Source organism: Motilimonas pumila (assembly GCF_003596335.1).
Classification (GTDB): domain Bacteria; phylum Pseudomonadota; class Gammaproteobacteria; order Enterobacterales; family CBDFNC01; genus Motilimonas; species Motilimonas pumila.
Genome location: NZ_QZCH01000003.1, coordinates 70,096 through 93,803 on the forward strand (window position 1 = coordinate 70,096; position 23,708 = coordinate 93,803).

Here is a 23,708-nt window from a genome sequence, read left to right on the forward strand (position 1 = left end):
AATATTTATGGCACCACCTTGGCAGTATTTTCACCCTTTAAGGCGCTTAGCCCGTCGGCGTCAGCAGTATTGTCGCCAGCACGATTTACCGCCTGCTTTGGCTGCCGCGTTGAGTCAGCCAATTCCAGATGTCTGTGACGATGCCAAAGCGTTGGATTTTTTGGCGTTAGATTTAGAAACCACAGGCTTAGATCCAAGCCAAGACCATATTATCAGCCTAGGCTACTTGCCTGTGGCGCAAGGCAACATTTGTTTATCGCAAGCCCACGAGTGCCTAGTGCAAAGTGCAGAGGCGGTGAAACCGGAAACCGCTGTCATTAACCATATTGTGCCGGAAATGTTGGTCACGGGAACACCGCTTGATGAAGCCATGGATGCTTTATTTTTTGCCATGGCTGGTAAGGTTCTGGTGGCGCACGGTGCACAATTAGAGCAAGGCTTTATCAATCAATATCTGGCGCGTCAATACGGTTTGCCGGCTGCGCCTTGGTGTTGGCTAGATACGTTGGCGATTGAGAAATCACTGACCGTGTATCAAGGGCAGCATAAGCATGGCGATTTCCGTTTAGCCTCGGTGCGTCAACGCCACTGCTTGCCCGAGTACGCCAGTCATGGCGCCCTAATTGATGCATTAGCGGCTGCCGAATTATTACTGGCATTATTGCATACTTTATTTCATGACCGTCCTGCCAAAATTGGTCAACTGCCTCGGGCTCAGTGCGATTAATTGCTCCGTTTTGTTGGCTTATCTATTCGCTCCAGCCACTAGCGGTTTTTGACTGCAAGGGCGCGACTGGCGAGTCCCATCAGTGCGGCGATAGCTATGAAAATGGCCGCCTCTTGCCAGTTTGCAGCGAATAAGCTTAAAGGCAAACAGCAAATGGCCAAACCTGCCACTAGACGCGCTAAATAAGCATTTTGACGGCCGTCAATATTGGCTTGCTCTTTGAGAGAAATGGTACGGCGCATATTCATCCGAAAGCGCGACAGTACAAGTTGTCGCTGGTTAGGCTTGGACTGATAAAATAGGCTAGTAGCAATAAAGAACCCGGCGGTAATAAATACATGCCCCAATACTGTGGTGATCACTTTCAGGTCAATCAGCTCTCGCTGACTCAGTGACTCAGGGGCTACCCAAGGGCTAAACCATTCGGGGCTAAACCCAAAGTGCACCGTGGCCGATACCAGCAATCCAACCACTAAGGTTGCCCAACCAGACCAATCAGGTGTGCGGGTGAAGACCACTCCCAGTAGTGCAGGAATAGCCAGTGGAATTTGTAACATGGCGCCAAGCAACATCAATAAATCAAAAAAGCCGATGTTATCCAGTGAGGCAAAAAATAGGGCTGCGGCGACCGCCAGCAAGCCATTAACTAAGGTAGCGGCTTTACCCACTTTGAGCTGTTTGTCATCGCTCACTGGCTGACGGCTAAATTGCTGATAAACGTTTTTGACAAAAATCCCGGCGTTGCGATTAAGGGCTGTGGTCATCGGGGATACGGTCGCAGCTATCATGGCCGCCATAATTAAACCAAGCACACCTGCAGGCATAAAGTGGTCTACGAAATACAAGTAAGCGGCGTTGTTGGCTTCATCACCAAGGTTGGGGTAAATGGATGCTAAATCAACGCCATAGGTGGCTGTCACCCATGGAGGAACAAACCAAAGGATAGGCCCGAAAATGAATAAAATGGCGGTAAATATGGCGGCTTTACGGGCTTCTTTTTCATTGCGAGTGACCAAGAAGCGGTAGCAGGTCATGGCGTTATTGGTGCTAATGGTTTGCTTGGTGAGCATGACAACACCCCATAACGCGAAAATTTGCCAATAGCTAATATCGTTGCCAGCCAAAGATGTAGCCGGGAAGTCTTGCACTAGTTGTACTGGGCCACCGGCTTGCCATAATGCGGCAGCGCCAACGACCATGGTAATGGCCATTAATAAGATAAGTTGCATTACGTTAGTGGCGGATACTGCCCAAGAGCCTCCTGTTACAGCAATAAAGGTAACGATGACTCCTACCGCAATGATGGTCGTACTGAGCTCTATTTGAAACACGGCGGCGACAAAAATGGCTAAGCCATTGAGCCAGATAGCCGCAGAAAGCGTCGTTAGAGGGAATTGTAGCCAGGTATAAATTTGTTCGGAGGCAAAACCGAAGCGCTGTTGTATCACCTCCATCGGAGTGTCGACTCGCAGTTTACGAAAGCGAGAGGCAAAATAGGCCGCAGCGATAAAAAATCCCAGTGCGTTTCCCCAAAAGACTAACAACACCGGGAAACCATCTTCATAAGCTTTTGCGGCCGCTCCGGTAAAGGTCCAAGCGCTAAATTGCGTCATAAAAGCGGTAGCACCTGCCATCCACCACATCATGGCGCCACCACCGCGAATGAACTGGGAGGAATCGGTGGCAAAGCGTTTAAACAGCAAGGCGGCAATCAAGATGAAGGCAAAATATGCGCCGATAACTGTGATGTCGATATAATTCATGGCGGACGATACTCGTTTGCAAATGGCTGCTATCTGATACTGAAATGAAGTAGCAGAAAACTTGCTTGTTGAAAAAGTCCGTCCGTGGGATTAACACGCTGTTGCTGGTTTATATCAGGTCACTGCAAGTGTTATGAGAAGGTACTTGCAGTAAGATGAAAGTGAACAAAGCCAAGAGCTCAGAGTGAGGCCTTGGCGTGTTATAGCGATTGCTGAGCCTAACCGTTAGATAACGCTTACAGGGCCTTGCCAGCGAATGATATCACCGTTTACCGTAACTTGGTTTTCGGATTGTGCCGTGACGCCTACTTGGTTAGACACAGCCACTTTGATGCGGCGTTCATCGACTAACACCAATTCTACCACAGAAGCTTGGTCGTCGCTGTGCAGCACGTTAACTCGGCTAATTTTGCCGCGGGCATCTGTGCTCGCTTCTATTGCCTCGTTGAAGTAGCCGTGGGTTTCATAAGCGTTAGCAAACAAGTGATTGCTGCCACGTTGACGCAAAAGCAATACAGGTTCACTGCGCAAGTTGAAGTCAGGGTCGTTGGCGCCAGTGCGCGCAAAAATGACTTCACTGTCTGCCGTAGCACTGCTGACTAAAGAGTAATAGCTTTGTCCCATCAACCAAGACGTTAAACTTGAGCCGCTGACTTTCGCTTGCGCGACGTTCCACAGGTGCTGATAACCGTGCTCATCACCTAATGGGGCTAAGCGAGCGTGACATTCGTAATCAAAATCGGTGCGAATAATTTGGCCGCTGTAGTGTACTGGGTAGTCATAGCTGTGCTCTTGTTCGCTGATCATTCTGAACAGATCTAGTACGACCGGCTTTTCAAAGCCTTCAAGCTCCAACATCAATACGGTACGCTGTTGATCAACACCCGGGTAGTAGCCGCGAACAAACGCACTCATACCCTGACATTGTTGGTCATCGGCCATAAAGAAGTGTTGCTCGCCCCAACGCGCTTCCGCAGTGGCAGTATCACCTTGGTTTTGGCTTGCTTGGTCAACCACGACGGTATTGTGGGCAATGGTTTGCTTACAGTAGCTTTTGTTTTCAGGGATATAGCGGCCGCCAAATTTAGGCTCAATATTAACCCAACGTCCAAAGCCGTAATCGTGAATGATTTCTTGGCCATGGTTAAATAAGCTCAAATGTAAGCCGTCAAAATGGCCGTGGTCGAGCGCAGAGTGTAATTTATGGTCGCTGCCGTGTTGGCCGTACCAAAGCAGTGCCATGCTGTCGTCGTTGTGACTGTCACGGTGACGCAAAATAGAGATGCCACCGCGTTCGCCAGCAGGACCGTCGGTAAGGGCTAAACTGCCCCAGTTAAATCCAGCGATGTCAGGTTGTTGTGCCACGGCATTCGCAATGGTTTCACCTGAGCTGTGTACCCAAACCTTGTTTTGGTGCTTGGCCATGGCCAGCAAGGTTTGATCTTGTTGATAGCGTTGGAAGCATACGCTGGTGGCCAATAAGATACCTTCGTCGTTGATGTCCATGGTTTTAGATGAATCATTCAACGCCGGTAGCACGCCATTTGGAAAGGCCGTTTTCATCACCGCATAAGACGTGGTTTTTATCACTTCTTGTTTGAGCTGATAAATCTCAAGCTCTGGTTGGCGACGCTCAATGGCTTCTGCAAATAAGAAAATAGGGCGTAATGAGAAGCGGTGGTAATACGGCCCCTCCATGTAATAGCCGTCAGGCGAGAATAGCTGAGTAAGCTGGGCAATAAAGCCGCCTGAGACGCTGTCGCCTTTTAAGCCATAGAGAGCTTTGTCGACGCTGGCTTGGTCATTGATGGCATAACCACAAATGCCCACCCCAGCCACGGCCCATAAGCCATGGTTATGAACGATATCAAAGTCATGAGCGTAAGTGTCAACAAACAACTCAATCATTAATTTAAATAAGTCTGTCTCGATCAGGTTTTGCTCAGCTTCTGTCAGCTCGTGGCGAATACACGAGTAAGCGCAAGACGCATACAACATCCACATGTTTTCATTTAGCGTTTGATGGAATAAACGCCCCGGTGGGTTGGAGTCGCGGCTAGTATTGAGCTCGAGAGTGGGGTAAACCTTGGCATACTCAACCAGCATCTCTTTGGCGTAAGCCAGATAACGAGGCTCTTGAGTGATCAAGTACAAGCGACCCGCTAGATCTAAGTGAATATAGTTTTGCTTATGGCGGTTATGTTCATAACCGCCGGCTTCACCGTGCCCCGGAATTTCGATGCCAATTGGCATGTAAGCTTCCAGTGCGGCAATCTCTGCCGCGATAGACTGACCAATTAAGCTGTTGCTATTTACATGCTGGCGTAAAGACTTAGCTTCTTCAAAGCTGATTAATAAAGGTTGGTAGCTCATTATTTTACCCTCTGTTCTGTCACGGCTAGGTATCCTTGCCAGCGGTAAGTTTGACCATTAAATTCGACTTGATGCTCAGTATCTGGAGTGACTCCTTCTACATTACTGACCATGATAATTAAATTGATGTTGTTGCCCGTAATCGCGACAACCGAACCGGTATCATCGCTGCCGATAATATGAATTTGCTCGACTTTACCTCGGGCATCGGTACTGGCCTCGATGGCTTCATTAAAGTAGCCGTGGGTTTCCAGCACATTTGCAAAAAGCGTGTTTTGTCCTTGGCGTCTAAGCACCAAGCCACTTTCACTGCGTAGATTAAAGCTTGGATCGTTAGCGCCAGTGCGGGTGAAGAATATCTCATCGCCGCCATGACAGGCCGCATGCCAAGTGTAGTAACTGTTGCCTTGCAACCAGCTGACACACGCGTGCTGGTCTGTTTTACCTTGTGCCACATTCCACAGGTGCTGATAACCGGCGCTGTCGCCCATGGTTTCAAGCACTGGGTGAGTCTGATAATCAAAATTGGTGCGAATGATCTGACCTTGGTATTGCAGCGCATAGTCATACTGGTGCGGCACATCGCTGTTAATTTTAAACAGATCTAACAATAAGGGCTGCGCCAGTTCGCTATGTTTAATCATCAATACACTGCGCTGTTGATTAACCCCAGGGTAGAACTCTTTGGCTATGGCACTCACCCCTTGTACGCATTCACTGTCGCCACTGAAAAAGTGCGGCGTTCCATGACGGCTGTCTGCTAACGCCACGTCAAAATCATTTTGGCAGCTGCTATCAATGCTCACTAAGTTATGGGCGATGGTTTGTCTGGCATACGATTTGTTTTCATCAAGGTAGCGCCCGCCAAATTTTGGCTCTACATTCACCCAGCGACCAAAGCCGTACTCACGCAGCACTTCTTGTCCATTGTTGAAGAAGCTAATGCCTAAGGTATCAAAGTGGCCATGGCCCATGCCATGTTGACCATAGTTCATGGCTAATTGACTGATATCTTGTTGAGCATTCTTCATTCGTAAGAACGCTTGACCACCGCGGTCGCCGTTTGGACCTTCATTGAGCTCAACGCTAGGCCAAAATGGCATGGGTACGCTCTGCGCTTCATAAGCTTTAGACAACGCCAAACCACAACTATTAACCCAGACTTGCTGCTGTATTTTAGCCATGCCAAGTAAATTAATGTCTTGTGGGTAGTGCTTAGCATAAAGGCTAACCGCCACAATCACGCCTGCGTCTTTGATGTCCATGGTTAATGAGGCATCATTTAATGCGGGGAATACACCGTTAGGGTAGGCGGTGGCAAGCATGGCTTTTATGGTTTTACCTATCACCTGATCTTTAAAATTAAAGATGTCTAGTTCGGGACGATAACGATGGACCAGCTCTGCAAATAAGCACAGTGGACGAATGGCATAGCGATGGTAATACGGTCCTTCCATGTAATAACCAGAAGGTGCAAACAGTTGACTGATTTGAGCTAAAAAGCCCCCTTTTTCGTCGTCACCGGCAAGGCCATGGATCGACATTTCGACGTATTTATCTTGTCCTGTGGCGACACCACAAATGGCAACAGCAGCCACCGCCCATAAGCCATGGTTATGGATACGGTCAAAGTCGAAGTCGTATTTAATCGTGAACATGTCCAGCATAGGTTGAAACAAACCGTCGATGATGTGCTGACGCTGCTGCGCGCTCAGCCAATGACTGATACAGCTGTAACCTAAACTGGTGTATAACAAAAACACGTGTTCATTCAGGATTTGATGGAACAAGCGACCCGGCGGGTTGGTATTACGCTGAATATGGAAGTCGAGTTGCAAGTATTTGTCAGCGTAAGCAGACAGTAAATCGGCGCAGAACTGGGCGTACTTTTCGTCACCCGTAACCAGAAACAAGCGGCCTGCTTGGTTTATAAATTGATAATTTTGCTTGTGTTTATTGTGTTCGTAACCGCCTGCCTCACCATGACCGGGTACTTCAATTGGCTGGCTGATAAATGCATCTGTGCTAGCAATAAGGTCTTGGAGACTTTTCCCCATCAGGCTTGGGCGTCCTAGCTCTTGTTGTAATTCGGTTATTTCTTCCTTGGTAAATAACACTGCATTAGGGACTGTTGGCATGATGACCTCTTGAGCATTGCGATATTGTATTATTATAAAATAATACAAATAAGACTCGCTGTCTTGTGAAAGATGAAATTTGGTGATCTTGGTCAAGTTAATTGTTGGTTACACCTGTTTTATCGTGTTTTAGCCAACTTTTATGCTTTTTTGTGTGTAAAGAAGCAAGTTAATCACTATTTATGTATGACAATAAAGCCATAACTAACTAGGATCAAGGCTGCTCTTGGAGTCTAGTGGCGCCTCTCAACCTGATAACGTAAAAAAATGCCATTTGTTGCGCCATTTTCAGCGGTATAATGGATATATTAGACTATATTTAGAGCATTTATAGACCTTTTTCTGACTTTGATTGGCACAGTTTCTGCCAAGTGGAAGGTTCTGGCTAACGACGGCTTTGCTTTCTTATATATTGTCATATTTATCTAGGGTGGATAGCCGAATCGGATGAAAATTTACCACGGTGTTAGCTTGTAAGGGTAAATGCCTATTTGTTTATGCTTAGTCAATAATTAAATATTTAAGTTGTTGTTTTTGTTGTTTTTATATTTTTATTTTCATCGCGTTAGTTATGTTTTATTTATCATATAAAGTGCTCGATAAAGCAGCAATATGATCTAAATCACATATAAAGTGTTTTTGTATTACAAATGAAATTGTTTGGCGGTAAACTGGTTTTATCTTGTAATAAGCTCACAATTTAAGAGGCCCGCTATGAATATAGACATAGTAGTTGTTCTCGCCTATTTCGTGTTTCTCATCGCAATAGGCTGGATGTTTAGATCGTTCAGTACGTCAACCAGCGACTATTTTCGTGGCGGCGGTAAAATGCTCTGGTGGATGGTAGGTGCGACCGCTTTCATGACCCAGTTCTCCGCTTGGACCTTCACCGGTGCAGCCGGTAAAGCGTTTACCGATGGTTTTGCCATCGTAATCCTATTTCTTGCTAACGCATTTGGTTACTTCCTCAACTATGTGTACTTTGCACCGAAATTCAGGCAGCTGCGGGTTGTTACCGCGATAGAAGCGATTAAAAAGCGCTTTGGCCGCACGTCAGAACAGTTTTTCACCTGGGGCAGCATGCCTGATAGCATTATTTCTGCCGGTGTCTGGCTGAATGGTTTGGCTATTTTTGTGGCCGCAGTGTTTAACATTCCGATGGAAACCACCATTATTGCCACGGGTTTAGTGTTATTAGTGATGTCGGTCACGGGTGGCTCATGGGCGGTGGTTGCGTCTGATTTCATGCAAATGCTCGTGATCATGGCGGTCACCATTACCTGTGCGGTAGCGGCTTATTTCCACGGTGGTGGTATCAGCAATATTGTTGCTAACTTCGATGGCAACTTTATGGTGGGCAGCGACCTTAATTACATGAGCATTTTCATTCTGTGGATTGTATTCATCTTTGTGAAACAGTTTGGGGTAATGAATAACAGCATCAACGCTTACCGTTACTTATGCGCTAAAGACAGTGAAAATGCGCGTAAAGCTGCTGGTCTTGCATGTATCTTAATGATTGTAGGTCCTGTTATTTGGTTCTTGCCTCCTTGGTACGTGAATGCCTTTATGCCTGATTTTGCTTTAGCGTTTGAGTCTATGGGTAATAAAGCGGGTGACGCAGCATACTTAGCCTTTGTGCAACAAGTGATGCCAGCCGGTATGGTGGGGCTATTAATGGCCGCCATGTTCGCCGCAACTATGTCGTCAATGGACTCGGGGCTAAATCGTAACGCGGGTATCTTTATTCGTAACTTTTACTCGCCAGTACTGCGTAAAGACAACGCCAGCGAAAAAGAGCTGATGCTAGCGAGTCGTTTAGCTACGGTAGCCATGGGCCTTATCATTATCTCGATAGGTCTGTTTATTAACTCTCTGAAACACCTAAGCTTATTTGACATCGTGTTAAACATCGGTGCCTTGATTGGCTTCCCAATGCTGATTCCTGTACTGCTTGGTATGTGGATCCGTAAAACGCCGGACTGGTCTGGCTGGGCAACCTTGGTTGTGGGTGGCGTGGTGTCTTACATCTTTGGTATTGCCTTAACTGCGCAGCACATTGAAAGCATGTTTGGTCTAGACCAAGCGTTAACTGGACGTGAATGGGCTGACCTGAAAGTGGGTCTGAGCTTAGCAGCACATGTGGTGATTACGGGTGGTTTCTTTGTTTGCTCTCGCTTCTTCTACAAAGGTTTGTCGCCTGAGCGTGAAGCAGAAGTGGAAGAGTTGTTCCGCGATTGGAATACGCCTGTAACAGCTGAGGGTATTGAGCAACAAAACCTGGATACCAAACAGCGCTCTATGTTAGGCAAGCTGATCAGTGTGGCAGGCTTTGGCATCATCGCAATGGCCTTGATTCCAAATGAAGCTTGGGGCCGCGGGTTGTTTGTACTGTGTGGCACCATGGTGCTTACAGCGGGTATCTTATTGATACAAGCAGCTCGTAAGCCTAACAGCGTTGCGCAAGCGTAACTGAGCCATATCAAGCAGGGGGCTTTGCCCCCTTTCTTAATCCGGTCCGGAGTTATCATGATGAACAAATTAAGTCTTATTGTTATCACTGCGCTTGTCAGCCAACCGGCCTTAGCGTTGACCTTAGAAAAAGACCAGCTTTTACACAGTGACCGTTTAGCCTTGGTAGATAGCAGCACCATCAAAGCCAATGACCGCGCTAAAACGGCGCAGTTAAAGCAGCAGCTAGAGCACTTAAAAGCGGGCCAAACGCTAGTGATTCCGGCAGGTAAATACCAAGATTTAGGCATAGTTGAAATTACTGCCAACAATGTCACCGTGCGTGCAGAGCAAGCGGGTGCAGCTTGGTTTACCGGCTTAGTACAGCTTAAAGTCAGCGGTGATAACGTAGTGCTAGATGGCCTTGTGTTTACCGAAGGTGGGCCTGCTGAGCGCTTTGGCGGTATTCGCTTTCATGGCACTGATAACGTACTGAAGAACTCAACCTTTAAAGACTTTAACCATGACTACGTGTATGCACCTGATGACAAGCGTCAGGAATACCCAAAATACTTGTGGCTGTCTATTTGGGGTAAACAAGCGCAGCTTGTGAACAATCGCTTCGAAGGTAAATACAAGCGCGGTACTTTAATTGGCGTGCAAAAAGATGAAACAGCAGATAATCACATCATCAAGCACAACCTGTTTTATAGCCAAAAACCAAACCAATACAATGAGTTTGCTATTGATAAAGCGATTCGATATAACGCCAATAGTTGGGAAGCGATTCGCATCGGCGACAGCAAAGCTTCGCAGTGGCCTTCGCATACCTTGGTAGAAGAAAACTTATTTGTGGATATGGACGGTGAGCGCGAGATGATTTCACTGAAGTCTGGTGACAACATCATTCGTGGCAATACCATTTTCAATAGCGCGTCGATGATTTCATTGCGGCACGGTAAAAACAACACGGTTGAAAATAACGTTATCGTGGGCAACCACAAGCAATTAACGGGTGGTATGCGTATTTATGATGAAGATCATGTGATTCGCAATAACTACATTTCGGGCACCCGTGGTCGTGAAGGCGCGGTTGCCGGTAATGCAGACGTGCGGGGGGGGATCGTTATCAATACTGGGATCATCGATTCAGCCAAAGGTGAACAGTTAGACCAAAACATCAAAGGTAAAGAGCTCAATAAACAATGGACGCCGAAGAACATCACCATTAGTCACAACACTATCGTGGATGCTGACTGGGGAATTGTTCACGGTAGCCAAGGCCACCGAGTGAGCTTATTTGATAATAAAGAAGTGGCTAATATCTTTGCTGGCAACAGCATTTCATTTGACCACAACTTGGTGAAGACCAGTCATCCAGAGCAGGTCGCGGTGCGTGCCAGCGAACATTACCCTTTGCTTAACGCCAGTTATGAGCAAGAGATGTATCTGGGTCAAGTGATAGAGCCAAAGCAATTGAAGCCCTTTATGCAACAAGGACCTGAGTTAAAACAAAAGAACGGATTTTCTTATCTTCTAGGGCAAGGTGCTGACGTAACCAAACTGAAGGTTATGACAGCAGACACTGTTGGCCCTGATTACCAAATTAAATAACTATTAGAGGAAAATACTATGAATCCATTTTTTGTTGCGAACGACGTACCTTGGGAAGACTTAGGCGATGGCATTAAACGTAAAATTGTGGGCTATACCGACGACCTTATGGCGGTGCACGTACATTTTGCTAAAGGTGCGGTCGGTACTCCCCATGTACATGAAATACATGATCAAATAGGTTATGTTGCGGAAGGCAGTTTTGAAGCCGAAATTGATGGCGTGAAGAAAATCTTAGTCAAAGGGGACGCTTACATTGCCCCGAAAAAAGTCATGCATGGCGCCGTGGCTTTAGAAGAGGGCAGTGTACTTATCGACGTGTTTACCCCAAAACGTGACGACTTTTTATAATTGAGAGGGTGTATCTATGTCGAAATTAAAAATCGCATTAATCGGCGAATGTATGGTGGAGCTGCAGCAAAGAGCAACTGGCCTTAATAAGGGCTTTGGTGGTGACACATTAAATACTGCAGTGTATTTGTCTCGACTCACTCAAGGTCACGACGTGACCGTAAGTTATGTCACGGGTCTGGGGCAAGATAGTATCAGCCAAGAGATGCTAAGCCATTGGCAAAAAGAAGGCATAGATACTCACTTAGTACAAAACTTGGCAGATAAGCTACCCGGACTCTACATGGTAGAGACCGATGAGGAAGGCGAGCGCAGCTTTCTGTATTGGCGCAATGATTCTGCTGCGAAATATTGGCTGAACCACGCTGACCAAAGCGTGCTGGACGAGTTAGCCGGATATGACGCTATTTACTTGTCTGGCATCAGTTTGGCTATTTTGTCTGCTGACAGTTTGGAGTTGCTCTTTTCGGTGTTGGAAAAATGCCAACAAGCTGGGGGGAAAATCTTGTTTGATAACAATTATCGCCCGCAGCTATGGCAAAGCAAAGAGCAGGCTGCTGCGGTGTACCGCCGCTTACTGGCTTTGACTCACACCGCGTTATTAACGTTTGACGACGAGCAAGCCGTTTATGGTGATACTGACGTTAGTCAATGTATTAGCCGTACCCAAGCCTTAGGGGTGGCAGAAATTATTATCAAGCAAGGCGGCAAAGAGTGTTTAGTCGTAGTGGGCAATGAGCAACAAAATGTTGCCGCCACTGCGGTAGCTAAAGTGGTGGATACAAACGCCGCGGGAGACTCCTTTGCGGCAGGCTTTATGAGTAAGCGTTTATTGGGCGCCGACGTTATCAGCGCTGCGCATAAGGCGCACCAAGTGGCAGGCACTGTGATTCAGCACCAAGGCGCGATCATTGACGCTAAGTACATTAGCGCATTAGTTGACTAATGGCTCCTCAAAGTCAGCCCGCGTAAAAATTAGCTAATATAAACAGCATCAGAAATAAAGAATTTGAACATAAGGATTAACCATGAGCTCGATTAACGAAAGATTAAAACAATTAAAAGTAGTCCCCGTCATTGCTATTAAGAATGCTGACGATGCTGTGCCACTGGGCAAGGTATTGGTAGAGAACGGCCTACCGTGTGCGGAAATTACCTTTCGCACGCCAGCAGCGGCGCAAGCCATTAAAAACATGCGTGAAGCTTTTCCGGAAATGCTCATTGGCGCCGGTACCGTATTGAACTCTGAGACGGTAGACGCGGCTATCGACGCTGGCGTGGATTTTATCGTCAGCCCAGGTTTTAACCCTACCACGGTTAAATATTGTCAGCAGCGCAATATGCCGATTATTCCGGGTGTGAACAACCCTTCTTTGGTTGAGCAAGCCATGGAAATGGGCCTCGATACCTTAAAGTTCTTCCCTGCGGGACCTTCTGGTGGTACTGGAATGTTAAAAGCACTGACAGCGGTATACCCGGTGAGCTTTATGCCTACGGGTGGGGTGTCTGCAGATAACATCAATGATTACCTAGACATTAACGCGGTACTTGCCTGCGGCGGTACTTGGATGGTGCCAGGCAAGCTGATTGATAATCAAGAGTGGGATCAAATTGCGGCCTTAGTAAAAGAAGCCGTTGCCGCGCTGTAATGGTGTATCGCTAAAACCCTTGGCGTAATAGGTGACTGTAACGAATAAAAAAGCCCGTCTTTAGACGGGCTTTTTTATAATTGAAGCTTATTTAGTTAGGCAGAAAACAATTTATCTTACGCCCAGTAAAATCATGCCTGGCAGTACGAAGAAGGTACCGAGCACATAGCTAAATGCCAGCAGTTTATTCTTGGTGCCAACCTCGGCTAAACGTTCTGCCGCTTTAATCGGTAATTCACGTAAGAAAGGTATGCCGTAAATCACGAACACGGCCAAGAAATTAAATAGGAAGTGAACCAAGGCTATGGTGAGGGCTGCTTCTGCTGCTGCCCCTGTGATCGCTGTGGCTGCCAGTAACGCCGTAATCGTCGTACCGATATTTGCGCCCAAAGTAAACGGGTAGATTTGACGTGTGCTGAACATACCGCTACCTGCCAATGGAATCATTAAGCTGGTTGTGGTTGAAGACGATTGCACCATCACGGTGACAGCAGCGCCAGAAGCGATACCCGTGATAGGGCCTTTACCAATTGCGCTATGAAGAATGTTTTTCGCACGACCAACCATGACTTTTTTCAGTACTTTACCTAAGTAAGTCACCGAGAAAAGAATGATTAAGATACCGGCAACAACCATGGCAATACCCGCGCCTTTGCCTGGAATAAAAGCAAACGCGTCGCTGATCATACCCACAGCAGGTTTTGTCAGTGGCTTCATAAAGTTAAAGCTTTTAATCGATAAATCTGCGCCGTCTACAAAGAAGTGAGCCGTTGCTGAGGCTAATTTTTGCAACACGCCAAACATGAGCTCTAATGGCAGGAAGATGGCTACCGCAATTAAGTTAAAGAAGTCGTGAACGGTGGCAGCGCTAAAGGCTCGTTTAAAGTCTTCTTTGTCACTAATGTGGCCAATGGACACTATGGTGTTGGTAATTGTGGTGCCCATGTTAGCACCCATGATTAATGGAATAGCCACAGACATCGGCAGGCCACCCGCCACCAATCCTACAGTCACGGCGGTAACCGTGGATGAAGACTGTACTAATGCGGTTGCAAGTGTACCGAGTAACAGCGCAACCAGAGGGTGGCTGGCAAATTGAAAGATTTGTTCAGCGCCTGCAGCGCCACCTGAGAAAAGTTTGAAGCCACTACTGACTGTGCTCACTGCTACTAACATGCAATAGACAAGTGCGACGACGAAAGCCCAGTTTAAAATAGATTTATTGGTCTGGCTCATGGTGAATATCCTTACGGTGTTTATTACAACTGCGTTGCATTTTTTTGACAAGCGGATTTAATCAGAGTTTTATGACATTAATGTTTCAGTTGTTGCATAAGTGTCATATTAATCATTTGATTAGTTAATGCTTGATGGTTTAATTTAATTAAATCAGACTGTTATCTTCATTCTTGCTTGGCTTGAAGAATTCATTTTTTTGGAGGGTTTGGGCAAAATAGGATTTGAAAAAGTGAAACAAGGTTCGAGTGAGCTCTCATGCGAGAGCCCGTTGTTACTTGATACTGCAGAGACACAGAGCCTTAACTAAACTGTCGACTCAAATATGATTGCGGTCACGCTTCTTGAACTTTCCCCCAGCTTTGGCAAAAATCCGCTCGCTCGTCGTTAGAGTAAAAAAAACGGGCATAGTCTGTTTGGTATATTTGATCTAGAAAATCAGTATTAAACTTCAGTTTATCTGATATTTCGCGGTAACAGAGATCTTCCATGCTGCGACTGCCTGATAAGTGTCTTGAAACGATTTGCTTTGGCTCTATGCCAAAATAGTCTTTAAACGCGGTTTGAATGACTTCTGAGATATCTTCTAAACGAAATAAAAGTAACTCTACATTGCCGTTTCGATAGATATTATATTTTTTATTGTGATCAAACTCTTGGGTAAAAATATCAATGTTAAAAGGGGTTTTTACGTCATCATCAAACCAGTTATCTCTGGTTAATTCGCGTCGGCTATTAAGAAACAGCTCTTGCACTTCGTTAATCGAAATAGCGCCGTTACTATAATCAGTAAAAAAATTCTTACGATAATACTTTTCAACGTCTAGCATAAAGTTGGATAGCTCCCTTCGAAGCGGGTCTCTTACCGTTACGATGACTTTCAAAGTCCCTTGATAACGGCCGCTGAGAATCGCTTCTCCTAAAACCTTAGCAATACGCATGTGACGTTGATTAACTTTGCCTAAGTGCTCATTGTAGAACTCGTGCTGTTTTTTATTGGTCTCTGGGTTGATGAAGTGGGTGTGGTAAATAGCGGAAGGCAAGCCTAAAGACTCGGTGGTTTTTCGAATTGTCATTGAGCCCACTCTGCCTGGCTGGTGAATCAATATAATGGGCTTATTTTGCTTTATTTCATGCTTTAGTTGTTTTACCTGCCGACGAGTATTGAACTCGCAAATCATGTTCCAGTAGAGCTGTTTCAGATCCATGCTAGGTACCATTGTCCATGCTGGTGAATATTATAGAGTTAGCTTAATAAGCATAGCCCTAAAACCTGGCTTAAGCCCATTAAGCCTCACAATATGTACAGAAAATCCTCACTGCTATAAGTATTTCTCAATCGGCAATAATTGAAGAAATTTCGATTGTAACCTTTGCCACTGGCCTGTTTCAGGCTCTTGTTGCCATTGTTGCTGGCCTGAATACCAGCGCACTTCGTTGTGTTCCAGCGCTAATCGCCAGCTGTTTTCTGGAGTCATGGCTTGTTGTTGTGTATCTCTGAGTTTAGCGGCAACAGTGGGACTCTTGATGATCAGCAAAGACTCAGTATTGAGGTAAGTGGAGCGCAGGTTAAAATTAAACGAGCCTATCGCGCTGATATGATCGTCAAATACGATGGATTTAGCATGTAGGCCGTAAGCGGCATGTGGCGCACATTTCGTGGCGTCTTTGGTCGATTCTAGGCACAGTGGGCTATCGGGTTTGAGCTCAAATAGCTGCATGCCATGAGCTAGCATGTCGTGACGTCGACCGGCGTAGCCAGAGTGATTAGTGACTAAGTCGTTGGATACCATGGAATTTGTAAAAGCTTTCACCTCAATGCCTTTTTGTGTGAGGCCTTGAAAGCGTTGCAGCTGTTTGTCGTCAAAGACTAAATAGGCGGACTCTATTAAAATACGCTGCTGCGATTGCAGCATTAATTCGGCCAAGGCAACGGCGGTCGCTTTGGGTTGGTCGGTATTTTCTACGTCAGCGGGTACGGGTTGGTCGGAAATAAATCGAGCTTGCACCCAATTGACGTTGGCGAGCCATTGGCCCAACATTTGGCTCGCTTGCGCTTGGGTTGTTGGTAGCGCGGGTGAGTGCTGATAATTGGGCTTTGAAATATGGCTTGGCAGTTGAGTATTAGGATCGCCGCCAAGTAATTCAACCGGATAAGACCAGCGGCTGTTCCAGTAACTGTGGTAACTCGATTGAATGTCTTTGATCACTGTGCCCATCACCATGACATCGCGGTCGCGAAAGTTAATTTCATCAGATAAGTCAAAGTATTCGTCGCCGATATTACGACCTCCGACTATCGATATGACGCCGTCGACAGTAAATGATTTATTGTGCATTCGACGATTTAATCGGTCAAAGTCGCCTAACACATTAAGCCATTTGGCTACACCACTTCGGGTCGGTATAGGATTAAACACTCTTATCGTAATATTGGGGTGGGAATCTAACGCGACCAGCAAACCTTCTCGTTCGTTGAGGTTAATGTCATCCAACATAACGCGCACGTTAACGCCGCGTTCTGCAGCTGCAAGCAAGCGACTAGCAAGGTATTGGCCTGATTTATCTGAATGCCAAATATAATACTGTATGTCGATACTGTGCTCTGCGACCTCAACCAAAGCAAGGCGTTGAGCAAGTGCATCCCAGCCAGTTTCTTGCAGCAGCACCGCGCTATCTGTGCCGGTATTCGTGGGTTTATAATTGGCTGCTATATTCGCCAACAAACTGTCTGCCGATTGAGGGCGCGCGGTAGCGTCCGTTTGATGGACTACTTCTGTAGGCAGCGATGCACAGTGGGCGAGCCCAACCAGTAATAAAATGCAGATGCTAAGGCGCTGTAGTGCAAGCATGTAAAAGCTTCCTTGAGAGTTCAAAATCGTGACTGTGTTCATCGCTGGGTCAACATAGCGACGATCGCTGTCAATCATAACGCGTATTGTTTATCGCAGTAAGACCATCTTTAGTATAGGTTTTTTCAACCGAGTTTGACTCTACTGCTGACCAGTAGGAAAGCAAAAATGATAAAGCATGGCATGGGCTGTCACCGTTTGGGCGCGAAATCCACGGTGGCCAGTTTCGCTGTGAGTAATAATGATGCTTTGCTGGTATGAAATAGCTTCAGCAAGCTAGTGCATCAGTGAGTTGCCGGAGCGTTGCTAATGGAGGCGTCGCTAATGCAACCTTTGATTACTGCACAGTGTTATTTACTTGTGCGTCCATCAAAGCTTGATAGGTAACCTCATATTAACCGGTTTTACAGTGAGCAAAAGCGGCTATTTGTTGTGGCAGAGTCGCTTCAGCAAACACTTAACACTGTGTATTGCCAAGCGTTATTCATGGATCCTTTGATTACTGCACAGTGTTATTTACTTGTGCGTCCAACAAAGCTTGATAGGTAACCTCATATTAACCGGTTTTACAGTGAGCAAAAGCGGCTATTTATTGTGGCAGAGTCGCTTCAGCAAACACTTAACACTGTGTATTGCCGAAGCGTTATTCATGGATCCTTTGATTACTGCACAGTGTTATTTACTTGTGCGTCCATCAAAGCTTGATAGGTAAACTCATACTGGCTGGTTTCACCATTAGCAAAGGTAGCATCGGCGGTGATATAGCTTGGGTATAAGGTTAAAATCAATTGCGTATTCTGATCTGCCAGAATACTCACCTTACCGCTGGAATAGCGATGTGGGGTGAAACGATCGCTGAGTAAGATGGGCTCTAAGGTGTTCAGCTCTAAGCTGCCCCCAGTGCCGTCAAACTCACTGTACAAGGCGACGTTTTTATACGTTAAGCTAAATTGGTCTCCCGAGATCCCCATGTTAGTTTCAACCGTGTCAAAGCGTACTTCATTACGCTCGCCATAGTTAATATAAAGGTCTGGGTAATATTCCGGCACTTGAATGTCTTGGGGCGATTGCGCCGCGGGCACGGTTTTCACCACGCCATTAAAGTTGGCTAACGAGCCATCCCTGTCTTTGACCCACTGCGCGGTAAACCAAATGGCACCGGTCAGTTGCGCTTCACCCGGGGTGATTTCATCGCCGGTCTCACGATTACAGTGGTTGGCCGCGAACCAATAAGACAAGACTGCTTGTTGTGATGAATCGAACGTGCCATCGACGATGGAGTGCTTTTCTTGGTGCACTTCATAGGTGGGTTGATCTTGGTAGACCTCACCATTAGTACAGCTAGTTAGCTCTGGGTTAGCTTCGTCAAAGTTGGCGTCAAAGATAACGTCACCTTTAAAGCTGTCTGCCACGTTTAACTCTTGAGTGCGGGCCAAGTTAGGCAAGGTGATTGCTGGCGGCAGATAAGGCTCGTTGAGCATATCCAATGGTGTTCTGGCAAAGTTTTCCAGTTCAAATATCACCGACGAAACAATGGCGACATTGTCTGGTGTGATTTCGAGTTGTTTCTTTTCGTAGACGTGAACCGCATTTGGGTTGTCGACATTATTTGCAGCGCTACTTCCTCCGCTGCTGCCACCACAAGCCGAAAGCCAAAGGCTGGCTAACACCGCGGTAGCATGAGTTAAATGTTTCATCCTGAAACCTCATGTTATTGATCCAGGTTGAATTATGCGCAGGACGTCAAAAAATGGAAAGACTCAATCTTATCTCATACTCGACTTTGTAGAGGGGGTACAGTGAGTATTTTCTCATTAATTAAATGCAAAGCGACCAAGATCAATATTGTAGAATTTTTATCCATTAGAATGCCTGCTACTAGGCTGCTTATAACCTGAAATTTGTGGCTATCATATTGAGCGTAAATAGAATTGCGGCTTTATTGCTAACCGGACTATAGTCTAGGTTGTTTATTTAAAATGTATGGCTCGGATGCTCAATCATTTTCACTTGGTTAATTGCTTGTCATGAACTCTCACTTTGCATCAAATACTAAAATTGACATCTATAAGCGGCGGTTATTGCCCGTGATAGTGGCTATTCTGCCTAGCTTGATGATGATTTACCTTGAGCTGGTGGACGAAAGGCAGCAAGTGGATAGCCTGTTAGAGCGCTTTGAGGTGTACAGTCACAGCGTGGCAGAAGGCACCCAAGCCATAGAGCGAGAGCTGTATCAAATCAGCAATGATTTTGATTCTTGTAATGAGGCCTTTATGGCCAAAATGAAGCAGATGGAATATCGGCGCTCGGCCATTAATGATTTTTATCTGGTCACTCCGGATAAACGCAATGCCTGCTTGCAAGACCCGTTGCCTGGGGCTTTAAAACAGCTCGATTTTACTCCTAACCAAACGCCCCAAGTAACCATGACTGAGCATGCCATGGTTTATCAAAGGTATGTACCCGGTAAAAATGTCAGTATCGTATGGGTGGTGTCCCATAGATACATCTGGGTGATGAGTCGCTGGTATTCTCATCAAAAATATTGGCTGGTACACAATGCCGATGGTAAGCAGCGTTTATATTCTAATAATGATACTTTTACTACCGACAAATCAGAGGTCGATGTGGCGGGTTTTCGTCACCTAGAGTATCAGTTGCCTGGAGATTATGGGTCTTCCATTGAACTCTATTATAAACCCGCTACTGCAGGTAACTTGTCCCGTTTAGCTTGGTTAAGAATCTTTCTAACTGCACTTATCAGCATGGTGTTTGCGTGCGTATTGGCCTTTCGCTTACGCCGAGATCTTTATCATCAAATGCTGGTGGGTTTTAACAATAACGAGTTTGAGTCTTTCTTTCAGCCCATTGTTGAACTTGAAACTGGCCGCTGGTGCGGCGCCGAAGCGCTGATGCGTTGGCACCGTAACGGTAAGCCCTACGCGTTTCCAGATGAGTTTATCCCTTTGGCTGAAAGCAAAGAGGTGGCGGCGAATTTCCACTACATCAGTTTCGATTCCGTACTGCGCTTGATAAATATGGCACCTACTTTGCCTCATGATTTCTTTTTCAGCATTAATGTATGCCCAAATGAGATCGATATTACGCAGTTAGATGATTTTAAATCTCAGTGTGATGACGAAATGCTGGCTCGAGTGGAAATGGAAATTACCGAGCGAGGCATTGTTGAGGAGCATTTGTCTGAGCGAGCCGAGATGTTTAAATTGGTCAATGATTTGGGCGTGAAAGTATCGTTAGATGATTTTGGCACAGGTCAATCTGGGCTGACTTACATCGGCAGCTTACCGTTTGACAAGATCAAGATAGACCGGCGCTTTGTGCAAGCCATAGGCACCGACTCCATTAACTTTCATATTTTGACAACCATCATCGAGCTAGCCCATAAGCTAAAAGTAGTGATGGTAGCCGAAGGTGTTGAAACCCCAGAGCAGCGAGACTGGCTCAAAGCGCAAGGCGTGACTCTGGCGCAGGGGTGGTTGTTTGCTAAAGCCCTTGAACCGCAGAAGTTTATTGAACAGTTGCCTGCAAACATTACACTCAAGGGAAAGGATGATAAGTAACGTCACGGTCGGCCCTGGGCCGATTAATCAACCTGTCTATAGCTTTTATTGGGCTAAGGTCATCGCTACCTTAGCGGTGGTGTTGTTGCACTCTCACGCCTTTATGAGCGCGCCATTGTGGCAAGATGTGCCTTGGTTGGGATTATTTCTAAACCAAGTCACTCGCTTTGCAGTGCCGTTGTTTTTTGTGATTGCCGGTTATTTAATTCAACCAAAATTGCAGCGAGATCCTTGGTCAACGTTAATGGCCTATGCGAAGCCACTGCTTAAACTTTGGTTGGTATGGAGCCTGATTTATTTTGCGTTGCCTTTTAATCTTGGCACTGTAGTTGAGCACGGTTATTGGCATGAACGTGTCGGTTATTGGTCGCAGCTGATGCAAGCGCCCTTAAATACCTTGTTTGAAGGCGGCTTGGTACACTTATGGTACATTCCGGGTTTGTTGTCTGGCCTGCTGGTGATGGCCGGTTTGATTGCAAGCGGTCGCGTACATTGGATTGGGCCGGTTGCGTTGCTGTTGTACGCTTATGCGTTAATGACCAGCAGCTATCAGCCTTTTACTGGCCTAGAGTCTGCTATTTTCCCTCGTAATGGCCCATTTTTTAGCACCTTAATGTTGGTCATTGGTTTTTGGGTTCGAGCGAAAGGTCGACCAATGAGCGTGACGTTGGCGTTCATTGTCAGCCTATTAGGCATGGCGCTGCATCTTACAGAGGCATTTTTTTTACTGCCGTTAACTGATGAATACCCTGGATATGACTTTTTATTTGCCACCCCTTTGTGGGCTTACGGCTTGTTGCATTTATGCTTGGCGTTGCCACAATTGGGGCAACGCCAAGCATGGCTCAAGTCACTCAGTGAAGCAACGCTGGGCATCTATTTAGTGCATTTGCTGGTGTTTATTTATTACAAGAACGTACTTGGTATGCTGAGCCTTTCTGGCTACTGGACAGAGTTTTTGGCCACGCCGGTGGTATTTGTAGTCTCTTATCTCATTGTTATAATGCTGCGTAAAAGCCCTCTGCACCGCCTGCTTTTAAGGTAGGGCAAGCCAAGGAAGATTTATGAAGCGTTGTTATGCTGTATTATGTTGTTTATTGTTATCTGCCTGCAGTCACACTTTATCGGTCAGCGAGTCTGAGCTGTCTCACTATATTAATGATCACGTGAGCTACCAACACGAAGATGGCATTCCAGGTTTACTTTACTTGAAAGCTGAGCTGGGCCAAGTAAAGGTCAAGTTAGGCCGGGCGCAGGCTGACACTATGGAAGTGGTCGCGCACTCGAAAATAGAATTGCAAAACCCCATCCAACCTTTTTCTGGTGAAGTAACCGTGTATTTTTCAGCCGTACCTTGGTATCACGCTGCAACGGGGGCTTTGTACTTAAAGCAAGTGCAGCTGACAAAAATTGAATCAGAGCCCCGTGAGTTAGCCAATGATGCCAACAAAGTGTTGCCGCAAATTTCGCAGACTGTGCGCGCGTTTTTAGAAACTCAACCTGTCTATGTGTTAGATGAGAGCAAGGCTAAAGAAGCTCAAATCAAAGCCGTGGGGAAAGAGATAGTGATTAAGCCGGGTAAAATAGAATTTGTCGCAGAGCTGCTGTAAGCAAGCTGAAGCGATGCCAACAAGGACGTATATGAAATTATCTCGGGCCCAGTTAGAGCTGTTAACGCATCAAGTGACGCAGCATTTTGAAGACGAGCTACAGCAAGACATCGGTCAGTTTGAAGCCGAATTTTTAATTGAGTTTTTTTGTGACAAGATAGGCCCGCATTACTATAACAAAGGCCTCTCCGACGCGAGTGTTACCGTGTCTCAAAGAGCAGAGTTGATAGTCGAGGCAATCGAAGAGCTCACCCAAGCCGATGCTTTAGCTGATTAACTCTACTTTATCATTAAAGCGGCCTGCTGCCGCGCGGTGAAAAGCGAATCAGTCGAGGTAGCGAGCTTCGATTTGTGCCAACGCGCCCTTGGCGAGAACCTGTTTAAGCTGGCCATCAAATTTATCGACCCAAGCTTGGTCTACTTGCTGCTTATTGAACGCGATGTAGATAGGAACTTCACCTAATGCTGGGCCGACAATACGCGGCACTTGATTGCCCATTTGCTTACTGTAGTAGGCGGCTTGTCTGTGATCTGCGGTGATAACGTCGATCCGATCCGTGTATAAGCTTTTAACCAAGCTGTCGGTGTTATTACGCAATACCACCTTAAATACTCCCTCGGCAAGGGCTTGATCAAATTCAGGTGCCACCCGAGCTTGTCGTAATTTTCCTACTTTAAGTGTCGCCAATTGCTTGAGGTCGCCGTCAAAGTGAATACCGTTATTATCCGGAGTCGTAATAATATGAGGCTTTAAATACAGCAATGGCGTGGCGGGGTAATGCAGCCACTCTAAACGTTCCGCCACCTTCATCGTTGGGATTAAACCTACGCCATTGGCTTTCGTCGTAAAGTGAAATGCTCGGGCCCAGCTGGTCGCATGGTATGTGGGTTCAACATCCAGTCTTTGGAAGACGAGGTTGAGTAGGTCAGGAATAATACCGACGACATGGTTTGGCTGTTGTTCGTCGGCGATGATGTAGGGCGGAAAGTCTATCGTATAGACGTCTATCAGCTTAGCTTGGGCCCAGCAATGAGTGCTGATAAGTAAACTAAAAAAGTATATTAATCTTCGAGTTAGCCTCATATCACGCCCCGTCACTAGTCTAGTTACAGCATAATGTATGTTATTTGAACAGCCAAGCAAGTTTACACAAGGAAGTAAGATTTTGTTATTGAGCACACAGAAAGAAACGCTTTACAGCTGACGCTGATTTGGCCGTGGAGAGGCCATTGCTCGCGCTTTCTTGGTAAGGGAAACTGACACTGCAAAATGCTCGAATAGTGGCTGCGAAGCGAAGGCCAGTAATGGGAGTAGGGCTTTTGGCGAGATAAGGGTTAATGCACTATACCTTGGCAGCAATAG

The 23,708-nt window shown here is 46.2% G+C and carries 18 protein-coding genes; 10 read left to right on the top strand and 8 right to left on the bottom strand.

What is annotated here, in order from left to right; translation table 11 throughout:
* The first annotated feature begins 7 nt into the window (after positions 1-7).
* On the top strand, positions 8-727 hold the full coding sequence (locus tag D1Z90_RS04595) for a 3'-5' exonuclease (RefSeq protein WP_119909572.1): 720 nt from the start codon (positions 8-10) through the stop codon (positions 725-727).
* 38 nt (positions 728-765) lie between these two features.
* Here D1Z90_RS04595 and D1Z90_RS04600 read toward each other — a convergent pair whose 3' ends face one another.
* The 3 genes from D1Z90_RS04600 to D1Z90_RS04610 form a co-directional block, all read right to left on the bottom strand.
* The gene (locus D1Z90_RS04600; RefSeq protein WP_119909573.1) at positions 766-2,490 is read right to left on the bottom strand and encodes a sodium:solute symporter family transporter; all 1,725 of its coding nucleotides are present in this window, start codon (positions 2,488-2,490) and stop codon (positions 766-768) included.
* A 225-nt stretch (positions 2,491-2,715) separates the two neighbouring features.
* Entirely contained in the window at positions 2,716-4,863 is a 2,148-nt protein-coding gene (locus D1Z90_RS04605) for a heparinase II/III domain-containing protein (RefSeq protein ID WP_119909574.1), read from the bottom strand.
* Positions 4,863-7,001 (bottom strand): heparinase II/III domain-containing protein, encoded by a 2,139-nt coding sequence (locus tag D1Z90_RS04610; RefSeq protein ID WP_119909575.1) that lies wholly within the window; start codon positions 6,999-7,001, stop codon positions 4,863-4,865. Before D1Z90_RS04610 ends, D1Z90_RS04605 begins: the two co-directional genes overlap by 1 nt.
* A gap of 714 nt (positions 7,002-7,715) precedes the next feature.
* Here D1Z90_RS04610 and D1Z90_RS04615 point away from each other — a divergent pair.
* The 5 genes from D1Z90_RS04615 (at position 7,716) to D1Z90_RS04635 (ending at position 13,066) form a co-directional block, all read left to right on the top strand.
* Positions 7,716-9,473: a sodium:solute symporter family protein gene (locus D1Z90_RS04615; protein WP_119909576.1), complete on the top strand. Its 1,758-nt coding sequence runs from the start codon at positions 7,716-7,718 to the stop codon at positions 9,471-9,473.
* A 57-nt stretch (positions 9,474-9,530) separates the two neighbouring features.
* On the top strand, positions 9,531-11,066 hold the full coding sequence (locus D1Z90_RS04620) for a polysaccharide lyase 6 family protein (protein WP_119909577.1): 1,536 nt from the start codon (positions 9,531-9,533) through the stop codon (positions 11,064-11,066).
* A gap of 18 nt (positions 11,067-11,084) precedes the next feature.
* Complete coding sequence (locus tag D1Z90_RS04625) at positions 11,085-11,417, top strand: cupin domain-containing protein (RefSeq protein ID WP_119909578.1); 333 nt, start codon at positions 11,085-11,087, stop codon at positions 11,415-11,417.
* 16 nt (positions 11,418-11,433) lie between these two features.
* Complete coding sequence (gene kdgK / locus D1Z90_RS04630; RefSeq protein WP_119909579.1) at positions 11,434-12,363, top strand: 2-dehydro-3-deoxygluconokinase; 930 nt, start codon at positions 11,434-11,436, stop codon at positions 12,361-12,363.
* Positions 12,364-12,445: 82 nt separating this feature from the next.
* A complete protein-coding gene (locus D1Z90_RS04635) occupies positions 12,446-13,066 on the top strand; it encodes a bifunctional 4-hydroxy-2-oxoglutarate aldolase/2-dehydro-3-deoxy-phosphogluconate aldolase (RefSeq protein ID WP_119909580.1) in 621 nt (206 codons plus the stop codon).
* Between the two features lie 111 nt (positions 13,067-13,177).
* On the opposite strand, the gene D1Z90_RS04640 is transcribed toward D1Z90_RS04635, so the two are convergent.
* From D1Z90_RS04640 to D1Z90_RS04655, 4 genes are all read right to left on the bottom strand, one after another.
* A complete protein-coding gene (locus D1Z90_RS04640; protein WP_119909581.1) occupies positions 13,178-14,302 on the bottom strand; it encodes a Na/Pi symporter in 1,125 nt (374 codons plus the stop codon).
* A gap of 335 nt (positions 14,303-14,637) precedes the next feature.
* Positions 14,638-15,510: a putative capsular polysaccharide synthesis family protein gene (locus D1Z90_RS04645; RefSeq protein WP_158587054.1), complete on the bottom strand. Its 873-nt coding sequence runs from the start codon at positions 15,508-15,510 to the stop codon at positions 14,638-14,640.
* Positions 15,511-15,624: 114 nt separating this feature from the next.
* Positions 15,625-17,154: a phospholipase D family protein gene (locus tag D1Z90_RS04650; protein WP_119909711.1), complete on the bottom strand. Its 1,530-nt coding sequence runs from the start codon at positions 17,152-17,154 to the stop codon at positions 15,625-15,627.
* Between the two features lie 662 nt (positions 17,155-17,816).
* Positions 17,817-18,851, bottom strand: coding sequence for a hypothetical protein (locus tag D1Z90_RS04655; protein ID WP_119909583.1), 1,035 nt, complete (start codon positions 18,849-18,851; stop codon positions 17,817-17,819).
* A gap of 330 nt (positions 18,852-19,181) precedes the next feature.
* On the opposite strand from D1Z90_RS04655, the gene D1Z90_RS04660 reads away from it, so the two are divergent.
* From D1Z90_RS04660 to D1Z90_RS04675, 4 genes are read left to right on the top strand one after another with little or no spacing between them, the layout of a single operon-like run.
* On the top strand, positions 19,182-20,735 hold the full coding sequence (locus D1Z90_RS04660; RefSeq protein ID WP_119909584.1) for an EAL domain-containing protein: 1,554 nt from the start codon (positions 19,182-19,184) through the stop codon (positions 20,733-20,735).
* Positions 20,725-21,780, top strand: coding sequence for an acyltransferase (locus D1Z90_RS04665; protein WP_119909585.1), 1,056 nt, complete (start codon positions 20,725-20,727; stop codon positions 21,778-21,780). The genes D1Z90_RS04660 and D1Z90_RS04665 overlap by 11 nt, the downstream gene beginning before the upstream one ends.
* A gap of 19 nt (positions 21,781-21,799) precedes the next feature.
* The gene (locus D1Z90_RS04670) at positions 21,800-22,345 is read left to right on the top strand and encodes a YceB family lipoprotein (protein WP_119909586.1); all 546 of its coding nucleotides are present in this window, start codon (positions 21,800-21,802) and stop codon (positions 22,343-22,345) included.
* 31 nt (positions 22,346-22,376) lie between these two features.
* Positions 22,377-22,622: a DUF2164 domain-containing protein gene (locus D1Z90_RS04675; RefSeq protein ID WP_119909587.1), complete on the top strand. Its 246-nt coding sequence runs from the start codon at positions 22,377-22,379 to the stop codon at positions 22,620-22,622.
* Between the two features lie 48 nt (positions 22,623-22,670).
* On the opposite strand, the gene D1Z90_RS04680 is transcribed toward D1Z90_RS04675, so the two are convergent.
* Positions 22,671-23,429: a substrate-binding periplasmic protein gene (locus tag D1Z90_RS04680; RefSeq protein ID WP_119909588.1), complete on the bottom strand. Its 759-nt coding sequence runs from the start codon at positions 23,427-23,429 to the stop codon at positions 22,671-22,673.
* Positions 23,430-23,708: the final 279 nt, after the last annotated feature.

Excerpts from the sequence above, each read along its gene's own strand:
- D1Z90_RS04595 (WP_119909572.1), top strand. The coding sequence starts at position 8 with ATGGCACCACCTTGGCAGTATTTTCACCCTTTAAGGCGCTTAGCCCGT.
- D1Z90_RS04600 (WP_119909573.1), bottom strand. The coding sequence starts at position 2,490 with ATGAATTATATCGACATCACAGTTATCGGCGCATATTTTGCCTTCATC.
- D1Z90_RS04605 (WP_119909574.1), bottom strand. The coding sequence starts at position 4,863 with ATGAGCTACCAACCTTTATTAATCAGCTTTGAAGAAGCTAAGTCTTTA.
- D1Z90_RS04610 (WP_119909575.1), bottom strand. The coding sequence starts at position 7,001 with ATGCCAACAGTCCCTAATGCAGTGTTATTTACCAAGGAAGAAATAACC.
- D1Z90_RS04615 (WP_119909576.1), top strand. The coding sequence starts at position 7,716 with ATGAATATAGACATAGTAGTTGTTCTCGCCTATTTCGTGTTTCTCATC.
- D1Z90_RS04620 (WP_119909577.1), top strand. The coding sequence starts at position 9,531 with ATGATGAACAAATTAAGTCTTATTGTTATCACTGCGCTTGTCAGCCAA.
- D1Z90_RS04625 (WP_119909578.1), top strand. The coding sequence starts at position 11,085 with ATGAATCCATTTTTTGTTGCGAACGACGTACCTTGGGAAGACTTAGGC.
- kdgK (WP_119909579.1), top strand. The coding sequence starts at position 11,434 with ATGTCGAAATTAAAAATCGCATTAATCGGCGAATGTATGGTGGAGCTG.
- D1Z90_RS04635 (WP_119909580.1), top strand. The coding sequence starts at position 12,446 with ATGAGCTCGATTAACGAAAGATTAAAACAATTAAAAGTAGTCCCCGTC.
- D1Z90_RS04640 (WP_119909581.1), bottom strand. The coding sequence starts at position 14,302 with ATGAGCCAGACCAATAAATCTATTTTAAACTGGGCTTTCGTCGTCGCA.
- D1Z90_RS04645 (WP_158587054.1), bottom strand. The coding sequence starts at position 15,510 with ATGGATCTGAAACAGCTCTACTGGAACATGATTTGCGAGTTCAATACT.
- D1Z90_RS04650 (WP_119909711.1), bottom strand. The coding sequence starts at position 17,154 with ATGCTTGCACTACAGCGCCTTAGCATCTGCATTTTATTACTGGTTGGG.
- D1Z90_RS04655 (WP_119909583.1), bottom strand. The coding sequence starts at position 18,851 with ATGAAACATTTAACTCATGCTACCGCGGTGTTAGCCAGCCTTTGGCTT.
- D1Z90_RS04660 (WP_119909584.1), top strand. The coding sequence starts at position 19,182 with ATGAACTCTCACTTTGCATCAAATACTAAAATTGACATCTATAAGCGG.
- D1Z90_RS04665 (WP_119909585.1), top strand. The coding sequence starts at position 20,725 with ATGATAAGTAACGTCACGGTCGGCCCTGGGCCGATTAATCAACCTGTC.
- D1Z90_RS04670 (WP_119909586.1), top strand. The coding sequence starts at position 21,800 with ATGAAGCGTTGTTATGCTGTATTATGTTGTTTATTGTTATCTGCCTGC.
- D1Z90_RS04675 (WP_119909587.1), top strand. The coding sequence starts at position 22,377 with ATGAAATTATCTCGGGCCCAGTTAGAGCTGTTAACGCATCAAGTGACG.
- D1Z90_RS04680 (WP_119909588.1), bottom strand. The coding sequence starts at position 23,429 with ATGAGGCTAACTCGAAGATTAATATACTTTTTTAGTTTACTTATCAGC.